Origin of the sequence: Pseudomonas sp. GR 6-02 (genome assembly GCF_001655615.1) — a bacterium.
Lineage (GTDB): Bacteria > Pseudomonadota > Gammaproteobacteria > Pseudomonadales > Pseudomonadaceae > Aquipseudomonas.
Genome location: NZ_CP011567.1, coordinates 5,654,230 through 5,667,489, shown reverse-complemented (window position 1 = coordinate 5,667,489; position 13,260 = coordinate 5,654,230). Strand labels below are relative to the sequence as shown.

Below are 13,260 nucleotides of genomic sequence, written 5' to 3'. Positions count from 1 at the left end.
TTGCTGTCGCCACGGCTTACGCTTACGAGGCCGTTACGCCATGACCGATACCGAAGTAAAGGCGCCTAAGATCGAATTCCCCAACGTTGATTACCCGGTTAAGGTGATCAGCGATACGGGTGTGGGCAACAAAGACAAGATCATCGAGATCGTCAAGAAACACGCGACGATCAACCATGACCGCGTTGATGAGCGCCAAAGCACCAACGGCAAGTACACCACGATTCAGTTGCACATCGTCGCCACCGACCAGGACCAGCTGTACAACATCAACAGCGAACTGCGGGCTACCGGCTTCGTGCACATGGTGCTGTGATGCCTGGCACGCTGGGCTTTCGCGAACTTGGCCAGATGGCTTACGAGCCGGTCTGGCATGCCATGCAACGCTTCACCAACGAACGCGGCAGCGATGCCGCCGACGAGATCTGGCTGGTCGAGCACCCTCCGGTGTTCACCCAGGGCCAGGCCGGCAAGGCTGAACACCTGTTGCTGCCAGGCGATATTCCGGTGGTGCAGGTCGACCGCGGTGGGCAGGTGACCTACCACGGTCCGGGCCAGTTGGTGGCCTACCTGTTGTTGGATGTGCGCAAGCTGGGGTTCGGCGTGCGTGACCTGGTCAGCCGCATGGAGCAGTGCCTGATCGAGTTGCTGGCCAGTTACGGCGTGACCGCATCCGCCAAGCCGGATGCACCGGGTGTCTATGTCGATGGCGCGAAAATCGCGTCCTTGGGTCTGCGGATCCGCCACGGTTGTTCCTTTCATGGCCTGGCCCTGAACGTGGATATGAACCTGGAACCGTTTCGACGGATTAATCCCTGCGGCTATGCCGGGCTGGCGATGACCCAGCTGCGCGATCACGCAGGACCGATTGAATTTGCCGAGGTAAGTGCCCGGCTGCGCGCGCAGCTCGTCAAACACCTCGACTATGCTGAGCAGACGACCCTAACGGGCGGAATCGATTGATATGACTACTGATGCAGTGCAAACCATGATCCCGACGCTCGATGTCACCGAGCGTCCGGCCCCGCGTGCCAAGGTTGAAGCCGGCGTCAAGCTGCGCGGCGCCGAGAAGGTTGCACGCATCCCGGTGAAGATCATCCCGACCACCGAACTGCCGAAGAAACCAGACTGGATTCGCGTGCGCATCCCGGTTTCCCCGGAAGTCGACCGCATCAAGGCCTTGCTGCGCAAACACAAGCTGCACAGCGTTTGCGAAGAAGCATCCTGCCCGAACCTGGGCGAGTGCTTCTCCGGCGGCACCGCGACCTTCATGATCATGGGCGATATCTGCACCCGTCGTTGCCCGTTCTGCGACGTTGGCCATGGTCGTCCGAAGCCACTGGACGTGAACGAGCCGGAAAGCCTGGCCATTGCCATCGCCGACCTGAAACTGAAATACGTGGTCATCACCTCGGTAGACCGTGACGACCTGCGTGACGGTGGTGCCCAGCACTTTGCCGACTGCATCCGCGAAATCCGCAAACTGTCGCCGAACGTACAGCTCGAAACCCTGGTCCCGGACTACCGTGGCCGCATGGACGTCGCACTGGAAATCACCGCCGCCGAGCCGCCAGATGTGTTCAACCACAACCTGGAAACCGTGCCGCGCCTGTACAAGGCTGCGCGTCCGGGGTCGGATTACCAGTGGTCGCTGACCCTGCTGCAACGCTTCAAGCAGATGATGCCGCACATTCCGACCAAGTCCGGCCTGATGCTGGGTCTGGGCGAAACCGACGAAGAAGTCATCGAAGTCATGAAACGCATGCGCGAACACGACATCGACATGCTGACCCTGGGCCAGTACCTGCAACCGTCCCGCAGCCACTTGCCGGTCCAGCGCTTCGTGCACCCGGACACCTTCGCCTGGTTTGCCGAGGAAGGTTACAAGATGGGCTTCAAGAACGTCGCTTCCGGCCCGCTGGTACGCTCCTCGTACCACGCCGACGAGCAGGCGAAGCTGGTCAAGGCCGAATTGATGTCGTCCTGATTCCGCGCTGAGAAAAGAGCACGCCCGCAAGGTTAGTCCTTGCGGGCGTTTTCATTGGCGGTGCCCACATCCTCTGCAGGCTTTTCCTGCAAGCCGTGGTGCGACTGACCCTCTTTTGTTTATTCCCGTTCCTGACTACTGTGTGCTGAAGCATTCACACAGGGAGAATCATGGATGACTGCTCGACCGACCCACACCCTTTGTCCTCACGTCCCTGTTCCGGCCTTGCCGCCTGCAGGGCTGATCGGCGTCATTGCGCCTGCCGGCCCCGCTGCCCTGGACACCGATAAAGCGATTGCCTGGATGCGCGCTCGCGGCTATTCGCTGCGAGTGTTCCCCGGCGTTTACGAGAAAGACGGCTACCTGGCCGGCAGCGACGATGTGCGGCTCAATGACTTGCACGCGGCATTTACCGACAGCGAGGTCGACGCCATCATCTGTTTGCGTGGCGGTTACGGTACGCCGCGTTTGCTCGATCGGATCGATTTCGAGTTACTGCGCAACAATGCCAAACCGTTCATCGGCTATAGCGATATCACTGCACTGCATCTGGCAATCAGCCGTTATGCGGGTTTCGTGACGTTTCACGGCCCGATGCTCAATGCTGACCTGCTGGGTGACAAGCAGAAACCCACCGAGTCCTCGTTTTTCAACATGTTGCGCGGGCAAGTGACGGCGGACAGCGTGCTGGCGCACCCGGTGGCCTATCCGTTGGCGACCGTCTCGCCAGGCATTGCTCACGGGCGTTTGCTGGGGGGCAATCTGTCGATGATCGCCGCGACCATGGGCACGCCTTACGAGATCGACGCCGAGGGCGCCATCCTGTTCATCGAAGACATCAACGAGCCGCTTTATCGCATTGATCGGCTGCTGACCCACTTGCGTCTGGCCGGCACGCTGCACAAGTTGCGCGGGGTTCTGGTGGGGGATGTGGCGGGCGTGGACACCATCGCGCTGGAGGGCTTGCTCAAGCAGACCTTCGCGTCGTTGCGCATACCCGTGCTGGCGGGGTGGCGCAGCGGGCATTGCGATCCGAACCTGACGTTGCCGATGGGGGCACTGGTCAGGCTGGATGCGGGGAGCAAGACGTTGGTGTTGGAGCAGGATGTGGTGATCAAGTAACAACACATCGCAAAAAAAAGATCGCAGCCTTCGGCAGTTCCTGCAGGTGTACACAAAACCCTGTAGGAGCTGTCGAAGGCTGCGATCTTTTGCTTTTAGCGGTTACGCAAACCTTCGAGCAACTTGTGCGTAGGGTACCCATCCGCCGGCCAGCCAAACGACTGCTGCGCGCTGCGGATTGCTTTACGGGTATTGGCGCCGATGATGCCGTCGGGGGTGCCGGCGTCATAGTTCCGGGCGCTCAGCAGGGTTTGCAGCTCGATTCGCTCGGTACGGCTCAGCGGCAAGTCATCTTTTGGCCATAGACCGTTGATCAGGCCACCGCCATTGAAACGCTCAGACAACAAGCTCACGCCCAAGGCGTAGGACGAAGAGTTGTTGTACTTGAGGATTGCTCGGAAGTTATCGAAGATCAGGAATGCCGGGCCGCGATAGCCTGCCGGCAGGAGCAGGGCGGCCGACAGGTGTTCGGAACCGGCCGGAACCTGGGCACCATTGGGCAGGGTGATCCCCAGTTGCTGCCACTCGGCGACGCTTTTGCGAATCGCGCCATCGGCCAGGACGTAATTGAAGCTGCTCGGCAGTTGGACTTCGAAGCCCCACGGCTGGCCTTTCTGCCAGCCGGAGCTTTGCAGGTAGTGCGCGGTCGAGGCCAGTGCATCAGCGGCGCTGTTCCAGATGTCACGGCGGCCATCGCCGTCGAAGTCTACGGCGTGGGTGTTGTAGGTGGTCGGGATGAACTGGGTCTGGCCCATGGCGCCCGCCCAGGAGCCGAGCATTTTCTCGGGTTCAATATCACCCTGTTGCAGGATCTGCAGGGCAGCGATCAGTTGCGCATGAGCAAAGCCTGGGCGTCGACCTTCATAGGCCAGGGTTGCCAGGGAGTTGATCACAGACTTGTTACCCTGGAACTGACCGAAGTTACTCTCCATGCCCCACACCGCGACCAGTGCCTGACGGTCGACGCCATAGCGCTGCTCGATGCTTTGCAGGATATCGGCGTACTGGCTGACCAGTGCCTGACCTTTGCGTACCCGCAGCGGCGACAGCGCGCCATCGAGGTATTCCCACACCGGACGAGTAAATTCCGGCTGGCTGCGGTCGGCACGGATCACGCTGGCGTCCAAGCTGACATTGGCAAAGGCACGGTCGAACAGGTCGGCGCGAATGCCGGCGGCGAGGGCGTCTTTGCGAAAACCCGCCTGCCATTCGGCAAAGGTCTGGGTGGGCTGGATGTCGAGATCCTCACCGGTCGGAACCACCGGCGGAACGACCGCAGGGGCCGTGGCAACGGCTTGGGTTTGAAGCGGCTGGGCGTCGGCGGCGGTGGGTTTTTCCGCGCAGGCGACAAGCAGAACGAGGCTGGAGGCAGCTATCAATTGGCGAAGGTGCCAACGACGGGAAAGACAAAGGGGCATGCACAGGTCCAGAGGATACGAATCAGGTGCAGACCTTAACATGTTGAGCGATGGCTTGCCTTTCAGGCTGCCAGAAAGTAAGAAGCCTCCCAGCTATTAGACTGGAAGGCTTCGCGGCGGTAGCTGCCTTTGCCCTTGCCGGCTCGTTCCTGACGGCTGCGGAACAGTGGCTGGGCGATGATGGATTTGGCCTTGTTGGGGCCATGCTTGGATGGCTTTTTACTCATGATGATTTCTCGCAAGTGAGTGGATTTTGCGGGACAAATCATCGGCCGAAGTTGGGGTTCTGTCTAGTCCCTGGGATATGTAGGAAATGATGACTTGTGGCGAGGGAGCTTGCTCCCGTTCGGCTGCGGAGCAGTCGTAAAACCGTTTCGGGGTCGCTTCGCAACCCAGCGGGAGCAAGCTCCCTCGCCACAGAGGTTGGTGCAGGCTGGAAAACAGGTTATTCGGCAGGCAACGACAATCTCTGCCCAGCCATCAACAACGTCAACCGGCTCAAACTCATCCAGGGTGAACCCGCCGCCTGGCCTTTGATCTGCGCGTCGATGCGCTGTGCTTCAAGCAGCAATTGCGCCCAGCGTTGTGCCGAGTAGCGTTGCAGTGCCTTGCTCATCAGTGGTTTGCGCTTGTCCCAGACCGGCGGTCGGGCCTGGCTGAAGGCTTTGTCCAGCGGCACGCCCTGGCTGTATTGCAGCGACAGGTTGGCCAGCAGGCGCAGTTCACGGGCAAGCGCCCAGAGAATCACCGGCGGTTCGACGCCTTCGCCGCGCAGTCCTTCGAGCATACGCAGGGCATGAGCGGCTTCGCCGTTGAGGATCGCGTCGGTCAAGCCGAAGACGTCGAAGCGCGCGCTGTCGGCCACCGCCGCTTGCACGGTTTCGACGGTGATCTGACCACCTTCGGCCATCAGCTTGAGCTTTTCGATTTCCTGGGCGGCAGCCAGCAAGTTGCCTTCGACCCGAGCGGCGATCAGTTCGACGGCGTCCTGGCTGGCGGAAAGCCCGGCCTGGGACAGTCGTTGACGAATCCAGCTCGGCAACTGGTTGGTGTCCACGGGCCAGATTTGCACGAACTGGGTCTGCGGACCTTCGACCAGCGCCTTGCCCCACTTGGTTTTCTGCGCACTGCCATCAAGCTTGGGCAGGCTGATCAGCAGTAGCGTGTCTTCTGCCGGGCGCGAGCAGTACTCGATGAGCGCGGCGGCGCCTTTGTCACCAGGTTTGCCGGAGGGCAGGCGCAGTTCCAGAAGACGTTTTTCGGCGAACAGCGACATGCTTGCACCAGCCTGCAGCAGCGTACCCCAGTCGAAACTGGCGTCGGCGGCGAAGACCTGGCGTTCATCGAAACCTTGTTGGCGAGCAGCGGCGCGAATGGCGTCGGCGGCTTCCTGGCACAGCAGTGGGTCATCGCCACTGATGATGTAGACCGGCGCAAGAGCGCCTTGCAGGTGTTTACCGAGTTGGGCGGGGGCGAGTTTCATAAGAGGAGGCGAACGGGGCGCCTGAGCGCCCCGTAAGTCTTATTGCTGCGGCAGTTCGACAGGCGACTGACGCGGAGTCTCCGCTTCAGCCTTCTGCGCTGCTTCCAGCGCGGCGGCTTCAGCCTTGGCCCGGGCGTCGGCGGTCTGTTGCAGCTGCTCCAACTGAGTCGGAGTGAGCTGTTGCAGACGCAGCATCATGCGTTGAACCAGTTCACGACGAGTCTCGCGGCGGGCATCGTTGGCTTCCTGGTCGGAACCTACCAGGTTGTTGCCATCGTGGATGAACACCTTCTGCACTTCAAGCTTGTCGCTCAGCAGTGGCAGGCCACCTTGACCACGGATGTCGTAATTGAGCACGGTGTTCACCTGGTACTCGCCAGTACGGCCGGCACCGGCATAGCTGAGGATGCGCTGGCTTTCCTGCTCATCGGTCAGCACCAGTTTGTAAGGTGCGCCGCTGTAGACCCGGACGCCGCTGCTTTCCAGTACCTGACGCAATTGTGTCACGGTTTCGCCGTAGGCATTGCGGGCACTCAGGTCGAGTTCCTTGATCGCCAGTTCGGTGGTTTCGGTGCCACGCAGGTGGAAACCGCAGGCGCTCAGCAGGACTGCAAGGCCCATCACCAGCAAATTGCGTTTGATCATCTTGTTGCTCCCCTTGAAACCATGTGGGCCGGTCAAGCGGCCCGAAAGGTTTTACTCGGCGCCAGGCTCACCTGGCGCCCGATCCAATTTTTAGCTGGCGACGATATTGACCAGTTTCCCGGGCACTACGATCACTTTGCGAATAGTCAGGCCATCGACGAAGCGCAGGACGTTTTCGTTGGCCCGTGCGGCGGCTTCGACTTCTTCGCGGCTGGCGCTGGCTGGCATTTCGATGTGGCCGCGCAGCTTGCCATTCACTTGAATGACCAGTTGCAGGCTGTCCTGTACCAGGGCGCTTTCGTCCAGCACCGGCCAACCGGCGTCGATCACCGGGTCGGCGTGGCCCAGGCGATGCCACAGCTCGTGGCTGATGTGCGGGGTGATCGGGGCCAGCAGCAGAGTCACGGTTTCCAGGCCTTCGTGAATCAGCGCGCGATCCTGTTCGGTGCCTTGCGGGGCTTTTTCCAGCACGTTCATCAGCGTCATCACCTGGGCGATGGCGGTGTTGAATTTGTGATTCTGGCCGACGTCGTGGCTGGCCTGCTTGATGGCCTGGTGGATCGAACGGCGAATGGCTTTCTGCTCGTCGTTCAGGCTGGCGACGTCCAGTTTGCCCGGCAGGCCCTGAGTGACGTGCGCTTGAGCCAGGCGCCAGACGCGCTTGAGGAAGCGGTGCGAACCTTCAACTCCGGAGTCTGACCATTCCGCGCTCATGTCAGGTGGCGAGGCGAACATCATGAACAGGCGGCAGGTGTCTGCGCCGAACTGGTCAATCATCGACTGTGGGTCGACGCCGTTGTTCTTCGACTTGGCCATCTTCTCGGTGCCGCCGATTTCCACTGGCAGGCCATCTGCGATCAGCTTGGCGCTAATGACCTTGGCCTTGCTGTCGCGTTCGAGTTCGACGTCCGCCGGGTTGAACCAGGTGTAGGCACCGTTGGCTTCACGACGGTAGTAAGTCTCGGCGATCACCATGCCCTGGGTCAGCAGGTTCTTGAACGGCTCGTTGGAGCTCACCAGGCCTTCATCGCGCATCAGCTTGTGGAAGAAGCGCGCGTAGAGCAGGTGAAGAATCGCGTGTTCGATACCGCCGATGTACTGATCCACCGGCAACCAGTGGTCGGCCGCCGATTTTTCTACCAGGCCACCTTCAAAGTGCGGCGAGGCGTAACGGGCGTAGTACCACGAGGACTCGACGAAGGTGTCCATGGTGTCGGTTTCACGCTTGGCCGGTGCACCGCATTTCGGGCAAGCGCACTCGTAGAACTCGGGCATGCGTGCCAGCGGCGAACCAGCGCCGTCCGGTACCACGTCTTCCGGCAACACCACGGGCAGTTGATCTTCCGGGACCGGTACATCACCGCAAGTGCCGCAGTGGATGATCGGGATCGGGCAGCCCCAGTAGCGTTGACGGCTGATGCCCCAGTCGCGCAGGCGGAACTGGGTGCGCGAGGCGCCGAGGTTTTTCTTGATCAGTGCGACTTCGATAGCGTCGAAAGCGCCTGCGAAGTCGAGGCCATCGAACTCGCCGGAATTGATCAGCGTGCCGTACTCGCCGTAAGCGTCCTGCCACGGGGCAGGATTGGTGTCACCGGCACTGGTGCGCACCACCGATTTGATCGGCAGGTTGTACTTGTGGGCGAACTCGAAATCACGCTCGTCGTGCGCCGGAACTGCCATGACCGCGCCATCGCCGTAGTGCATCAGCACGTAGTTGGCGACCCATACCGGGAGTTTCTCACCGGTCAGCGGGTGCTCGACGAACAGCGAGGTCGGCAGGCCTTTTTTCTCTTGAGTGGCGACGTCGGCTTCAGCAACGCTGCCGCCCTTGCATTCAGCGATGAACGCTTGCAGTTCAGGGTTGTTCTGCGCCGCCAGGGCAGCCAGAGGGTGTTCGGCGGCCACGGCAACGTAGGTTGCGCCCATCAGGGTATCCGGACGGGTGGTGAAGACTTTCAACGCGCCGGCTTCACCGATGGAAGCGACGTCGTACGGGAACTGCACTTCCATGCCGCGGGATTTGCCGATCCAGTTGCGCTGCATGGTCTTGACCTGTTCAGGCCAGCCAGTCAGTTCGTCGAGGCTCTCCAGCAGCTCATCCGCGTAAGCGGTGATCTTGAAGTAGTACATCGGGATTTCGCGCTTTTCAATCAGCGCGCCGGAACGCCAGCCGCGACCGTCGATCACTTGCTCGTTGGCCAGAACAGTCTGGTCGACCGGGTCCCAGTTCACAGTGCCGCTTTTTTTGTAAATCACGCCTTTTTCGAACAGGCGAGTGAACAGCCATTGTTCCCAGCGGTAGTAATCGGGCTTGCAGGTGGTCACTTCGCGCGACCAGTCCACCGCCAGGCCCAGGCTGCGCAGCTGGCTTTTCATGTAGGCGATGTTTTCGTAGGTCCACTTGGCGGGCGCTACGTTGTTCTTCATCGCGGCGTTTTCCGCCGGCATGCCGAACGCGTCCCAACCCATGGGTTGCAGGACGTTCTTGCCTTGCATGCGCTGGTAGCGGGAGATCACGTCGCCGATGGTGTAGTTGCGCACGTGCCCCATGTGTAGCTTGCCGCTGGGGTAAGGGAACATCGACAGGCAGTAGAAAGTCTCCTTGCCTGGCTGTTCACTGACTTCAAAGGACTTTTGCTCGTCCCAGAACGACTGGGCGGCGGCTTCGATTTCACGGGGCTGATATTGTTCGTGCATGGCTACTTTTGAACTGAATAGGGGTGGCCTAATCCTCTTCAATGCAACGCTGGACGGTGATGACGCCAAATCGGCGTTTCGCTGCCCAGCCGAGCTGGAAGTGGAGTTACAGGAAGCGCCGTAGCATACATGACGGCACTCTACCGAGGGAAACCCTGATTACACGCAAGGGCGCGGTCAATTCCCGCCCCAAGGGCCGTTGGTCGCGGCGCTCAGCCGGTTTTTTCAGCGAAGCTAAGCTCTAAAAGGGGAGTGAGTCTTATCTTCAATGAGGTGATGGATGGTTGATTCACAGCAAAAAGCTACAAAACCGGAGTTGTACGAAAGACTGATCGACCGTCTCGCAATGGCCCTGGACGCGGCCAAAACCGCTGGACGGCTTCGCGACGAGCGTCCCCTGGAGCTGGAACTGCGTGGTTTGACCCCCGCAGAGTTTGAACTGGTCAAGGCCTATCTGGACCGTAGTGAACGTGAAACGCACGGATGCTTGTCAGCAGCAATGAAGCAACTCGAGGCACCACGTACGGCCAAGATCCTCTGGCTCAAGGATAAGACACCCGGCGGAGGCGCGGTAAAGGTCCGGTCTCTGCAGTTCAAGTAAGGACACTTGAAACCATCGCATATGGTTTTTTGAAATAAAGTCCTTCCGCATTTGTTGTCGCATTGCGTTAACCCACTTAGGCTTCGGGCATCTATGGAGATGCCCGATGCCTTTTCGTTATTTCATTAAACAACTTCTATTGCCGCCCGGCGTTCTTTTGCTGTTACTGGTACTCGCCTGGTGGTGGCGCCGCTCAAGGCCGAGGCTGGCGGGAGCGTGCTTCGTTATGGGGGTGGGCGGCTTCTGGTTGATGAGCCTGCCAGTCATGGTGGAGTGGACTGCCAGGGTTCTGGAGCGCGAGCCGCCGCTCGTGCGCGAGGAATGGGCCACCCTGGGCCAGCGCGCCGACGCGATCGTGGTGCTGGGTTCCGGGCGTGAGCGTGGCGACCTGGCCTGGGGCGTCGACCAGCCCACCGGCGTAGGTCTTGGGCGCGAGCGCTATGCCGCGCGTCTGGCCAAGGCTTCCGGCTTGCCGATTCTGGCCAGCGGCGGCCTGCATTACGGGACACCGCCGACTGAAGCGCAGCTGATGGCAGATTCGTTGCTCGATGATTTTGGCGTGACGGTACGCTGGCAGGAAGGGCGCAGCCGCACAACCTGGGAAAACGCGCAGTTCAGCGCCCAGGTATTGTTGCCGCAGGGGATCAAACGGGTGGTGGTCGTGACTCAGGCGTGGCATATGCCGCGGGCGGTGTGGAGCTTTGAGCAGGCCGGATTTGAGGTGGTGCCGGCGCCGGTGGGGTTTTTAGGCGTGGACAATGCGCGGCCACTGGGTGGCTGGATGCCGGAATTCAAATCGATCTGGCAATCGGGGCAGTTGATGAATGAGCTCGTGGGGCAGGTCGGGTATTGGATGTTCTATCGAGGCGAGCCTGTTGAGGAGTGATCATTCCCACGCCAGTGCATGGGAATGATCCTGCCGGGTTAAACGGTCTTCGCCATCCGGTTGGCCATCAACGCCCAGCCAAACAACAGCACGCAAATGATGATCAACGGCCACGAACGCCATTGCAGATACGGCGTCAGGTTATGCATTGGCACTACTTCGCCGTACAGAATACCGCGTTCGAACTGCGGGATCCGGGCAGTGATCTGACCAAACGGGTTGATCAGGCCGGTCACGCCGTTGTTGGTGGCGCGGATCATCCAGCGGCCGGCCTCAAGGGCGCGCATCTGCGCCATCTGCAAGTGTTGCAATGGGCCGATCGAGGTGCCGAACCAGGTGTCGTTGCTGATGGTCAGCAGCAAATCGCTGCGGGCGGCGAGGCCTGCGGCGAATTCCGGGTAGACCACTTCGTAGCAGATGTACGGCGCAATCTGGTAGCCCTTGGCCTGTAGCAGCGGTTGATCGGCCGGTCCACGGGCAAAGTCGGACATCGGCAGGTCGAAGAACGCGATCAGGCCGCGCAAGACTTCCTGCAACGGAACGTATTCGCCGAATGGCACCAGTTTCTGCTTCAGGTAAGTGCCATCGCCTTCACCGACAACGGTAATGCCGTTGAAGTAGCGCTTTTCGTGATGGACTTCCTGTCGAATCGGTACACCGGTAATCAGCGCGGACTTACGCTCTGCAGCGAAGCTGCCCATCATGTCCAGATAGCCCTCGACGGACTCCTTGAGTACCGGGACCGCCGTTTCCGGCCAGATCAGCAGGTCGACGGGTTTGGAGCTGAAACTCATGTCGCGGTACAGCGCCAGCTGCGCGTTGATCTGCGACGGGTCCCATTTCATGCTTTGTTCGATGTTTCCCTGAATTGCCGCGACGCTCAGCGGCGCACCCGAAGGGCTGGTCCAGGCGTGTTCCTTGAGCGCCAGGCCGATCACCCACGGGCCGGCCAGCAGCAACACGCCAGCGGCAATAAAGCCCTTGCGAGCGGTGCGAATCAGGCGCGGTGCGTTATAGACCAGTGCGGCGGTCAGGGCCAGCGCGAAGGAAATCAGCCACATCCCGCCGACCGGCGCGAGCCCGGCCAATGGGCCGTCGAGCTGGCTGTAACCGGAATACAGCCACGGGAAACCGGTGAGGAACCAGCCGCGAAAGGCTTCCTGACCCACCCACAGCGCCGCAAACGCCAGGGCATCGGCCAGCGGCGCTTCGTTACGGCGCAGCCAGCGCGCCCAAATCCAGGCGGGCAAGGCGAAGAACCAGGCAATCGCTGCGGTGAAGAGCAGCATCAAGAACCCGGCCAGCAGTACAGATGCGCCGCCGAAGTTGTGAATGCTGTAGTAGATCCAGCTGGTTCCGCCGGCAAACAGGCCGAAACCGAAACACCAGCCACGGCCCAGGGCCTGACGGGGGCTCAGTTCGCGCAAACCGGCGTAAAAGAAACCGACCGCCAGCAATGCCAGCGGCCAGATATCGAATGGCGCCAAGGCCAGGGTGGTGAGTGCACCGGCCGCCACGGCCAGCAGGTTACCGGGCCAGCCGGGGCGGGTCATCCAGCGCATTTCAATCCTTAGAGTTACCGAGCTATAGGTGTCAGACGCAGCAAATGAATCCGACGGCTGTCGGCGTTCAGGATGCGGAAGCGATAGGCGCCGATTTCGGTGATTTCGTTGCGTTTTGGCAAGTGCCCGAACGCGCTCATCACCAGTCCGCCGACGGTGTCGAATTCGTCGTCGGAGAATTCGCTGTCAAAGAACTCATTGAAGTTCTCGATCGGCGTCAGGGCCTTGATCAGGAAGTCACCGCTGGGCAGCGGCTTGATGTAGCTGTCTTCTTCGACGTCATGCTCGTCTTCGATGTCACCGACGATCTGTTCGAGCACGTCTTCGATGGTCACCAGACCGGCCACGCCGCCATATTCGTCAATGACGATGGCCATGTGGTTATGGTTGGCGCGGAATTCGCGCAGCAGCACATTCAGGCGCTTGGACTCGGGCACGAAGGTGGCCGGGCGCAGCAGGTCCTTGATGTTGAAGCTGTCACCGTTCTCCTTGAGGATCAACGGCAGCAAGTCCTTGGCCAGCAACACGCCCATCACGTCATCATGGCTTTCGCCGATCACCGGGTAGCGGGAGTGGGCCGAGTCGACCACGGCAGGCAGGAACTCGCGAGGTGTCTGGGTCGCCTTGATGCTGATCATCTGCGAGCGCGGGACCATGATGTCCCGTACTTGCAGGTCTGCAACCTGGATGGCGCCTTCGACGATGGCCAGCGCTTCGCTGTCCAGCAACTTGTTTTGGTGTGCATCGCGCAGCAGCTCCAGCAGCTCCTGGCGGTTTTTCGGCTCGTGGGCAAAAGCCTGGGTGAGCTTACCCAGCCAAGACTTCTGCCCGTTGCTCGATCGATCTTCGCTCATAGCGA

13 protein-coding genes are annotated in these 13,260 nt (G+C 60.6%); 6 read left to right on the top strand and 7 right to left on the bottom strand.

The features are described 5' to 3' along the window. The first annotated feature begins 40 nt into the window (after window positions 1-40). The 4 genes from PGR6_RS25100 to PGR6_RS25085 all read left to right on the top strand — a co-directional run bounded on the left by PGR6_RS25100 (window position 41) and on the right by PGR6_RS25085 (window position 3,109). Window positions 41-316: a DUF493 domain-containing protein gene (locus tag PGR6_RS25100; protein WP_003215438.1), complete on the top strand. Its 276-nt coding sequence runs from the start codon at window positions 41-43 to the stop codon at window positions 314-316. After that, window positions 316-963 carry a lipoyl(octanoyl) transferase LipB gene (gene lipB, locus PGR6_RS25095; RefSeq protein WP_007937425.1) on the top strand — a complete coding sequence of 216 codons (648 nt, stop codon included), beginning with the start codon at window positions 316-318 and terminating at the stop codon, window positions 961-963. The genes PGR6_RS25100 and lipB overlap by 1 nt, the downstream gene beginning before the upstream one ends. Before the next feature lies 1 nt (window position 964). Next, window positions 965-1,987, top strand: coding sequence for a lipoyl synthase (lipA, locus tag PGR6_RS25090; RefSeq protein WP_007946663.1), 1,023 nt, complete (start codon window positions 965-967; stop codon window positions 1,985-1,987). A gap of 174 nt (window positions 1,988-2,161) precedes the next feature. Then, complete coding sequence (locus PGR6_RS25085) at window positions 2,162-3,109, top strand: S66 peptidase family protein (protein ID WP_064620602.1); 948 nt, start codon at window positions 2,162-2,164, stop codon at window positions 3,107-3,109. Window positions 3,110-3,204: 95 nt separating this feature from the next. Here the strand turns inward: PGR6_RS25085 and PGR6_RS25080 are convergent, their stop codons facing one another. The 5 genes from PGR6_RS25080 to leuS all read right to left on the bottom strand — a co-directional run bounded on the left by PGR6_RS25080 (window position 3,205) and on the right by leuS (window position 9,352). Next, window positions 3,205-4,527, bottom strand: a complete 1,323-nt coding sequence (locus tag PGR6_RS25080; RefSeq protein ID WP_064620600.1) for a lytic murein transglycosylase — start codon at window positions 4,525-4,527, stop codon at window positions 3,205-3,207. Window positions 4,528-4,589: 62 nt separating this feature from the next. After that, window positions 4,590-4,754 carry an alternative ribosome rescue factor ArfA gene (gene arfA, locus PGR6_RS25075; protein WP_003176285.1) on the bottom strand — a complete coding sequence of 55 codons (165 nt, stop codon included), beginning with the start codon at window positions 4,752-4,754 and terminating at the stop codon, window positions 4,590-4,592. A gap of 218 nt (window positions 4,755-4,972) precedes the next feature. Beyond that, a complete protein-coding gene (gene holA / locus PGR6_RS25070) occupies window positions 4,973-6,010 on the bottom strand; it encodes a DNA polymerase III subunit delta (protein ID WP_007937416.1) in 1,038 nt (345 codons plus the stop codon). Between the two features lie 39 nt (window positions 6,011-6,049). Continuing rightward, entirely contained in the window at window positions 6,050-6,655 is a 606-nt protein-coding gene (locus PGR6_RS25065; RefSeq protein ID WP_064620598.1) for an LPS-assembly lipoprotein LptE, read from the bottom strand. Window positions 6,656-6,745: 90 nt separating this feature from the next. Next, on the bottom strand, window positions 6,746-9,352 hold the full coding sequence (leuS, locus tag PGR6_RS25060; RefSeq protein ID WP_018925761.1) for a leucine--tRNA ligase: 2,607 nt from the start codon (window positions 9,350-9,352) through the stop codon (window positions 6,746-6,748). Window positions 9,353-9,632: 280 nt separating this feature from the next. Between leuS and PGR6_RS25055 the strand changes: the two genes are divergently transcribed. Further along, window positions 9,633-9,953: a hypothetical protein gene (locus tag PGR6_RS25055; protein WP_019650894.1), complete on the top strand. Its 321-nt coding sequence runs from the start codon at window positions 9,633-9,635 to the stop codon at window positions 9,951-9,953. A gap of 106 nt (window positions 9,954-10,059) precedes the next feature. After that, window positions 10,060-10,839: a YdcF family protein gene (locus PGR6_RS25050; RefSeq protein ID WP_019581338.1), complete on the top strand. Its 780-nt coding sequence runs from the start codon at window positions 10,060-10,062 to the stop codon at window positions 10,837-10,839. Window positions 10,840-10,877: 38 nt separating this feature from the next. Here PGR6_RS25050 and lnt read toward each other — a convergent pair whose 3' ends face one another. Next, window positions 10,878-12,401 (bottom strand): apolipoprotein N-acyltransferase, encoded by a 1,524-nt coding sequence (lnt, locus tag PGR6_RS25045; RefSeq protein WP_064620595.1) that lies wholly within the window; start codon window positions 12,399-12,401, stop codon window positions 10,878-10,880. A gap of 14 nt (window positions 12,402-12,415) precedes the next feature. Then, window positions 12,416-13,255 carry an HlyC/CorC family transporter gene (locus PGR6_RS25040; protein WP_007909641.1) on the bottom strand — a complete coding sequence of 280 codons (840 nt, stop codon included), beginning with the start codon at window positions 13,253-13,255 and terminating at the stop codon, window positions 12,416-12,418. Between the last annotated feature and the right edge of the window lie 5 nt (window positions 13,256-13,260).

Coding starts and splice junctions, on each gene's coding strand:
- PGR6_RS25100 (WP_003215438.1), top strand. CDS start 41: ATGACCGATACCGAAGTAAAGGCGCCTAAGATCGAATTCCCCAACGTT.
- lipB (WP_007937425.1), top strand. CDS start 316: ATGCCTGGCACGCTGGGCTTTCGCGAACTTGGCCAGATGGCTTACGAG.
- lipA (WP_007946663.1), top strand. CDS start 965: ATGACTACTGATGCAGTGCAAACCATGATCCCGACGCTCGATGTCACC.
- PGR6_RS25085 (WP_064620602.1), top strand. CDS start 2,162: ATGACTGCTCGACCGACCCACACCCTTTGTCCTCACGTCCCTGTTCCG.
- PGR6_RS25080 (WP_064620600.1), bottom strand. CDS start 4,527: ATGCCCCTTTGTCTTTCCCGTCGTTGGCACCTTCGCCAATTGATAGCT.
- arfA (WP_003176285.1), bottom strand. CDS start 4,754: ATGAGTAAAAAGCCATCCAAGCATGGCCCCAACAAGGCCAAATCCATC.
- holA (WP_007937416.1), bottom strand. CDS start 6,010: ATGAAACTCGCCCCCGCCCAACTCGGTAAACACCTGCAAGGCGCTCTT.
- PGR6_RS25065 (WP_064620598.1), bottom strand. CDS start 6,655: ATGATCAAACGCAATTTGCTGGTGATGGGCCTTGCAGTCCTGCTGAGC.
- leuS (WP_018925761.1), bottom strand. CDS start 9,352: ATGCACGAACAATATCAGCCCCGTGAAATCGAAGCCGCCGCCCAGTCG.
- PGR6_RS25055 (WP_019650894.1), top strand. CDS start 9,633: ATGGTTGATTCACAGCAAAAAGCTACAAAACCGGAGTTGTACGAAAGA.
- PGR6_RS25050 (WP_019581338.1), top strand. CDS start 10,060: ATGCCTTTTCGTTATTTCATTAAACAACTTCTATTGCCGCCCGGCGTT.
- lnt (WP_064620595.1), bottom strand. CDS start 12,401: ATGCGCTGGATGACCCGCCCCGGCTGGCCCGGTAACCTGCTGGCCGTG.
- PGR6_RS25040 (WP_007909641.1), bottom strand. CDS start 13,255: ATGAGCGAAGATCGATCGAGCAACGGGCAGAAGTCTTGGCTGGGTAAG.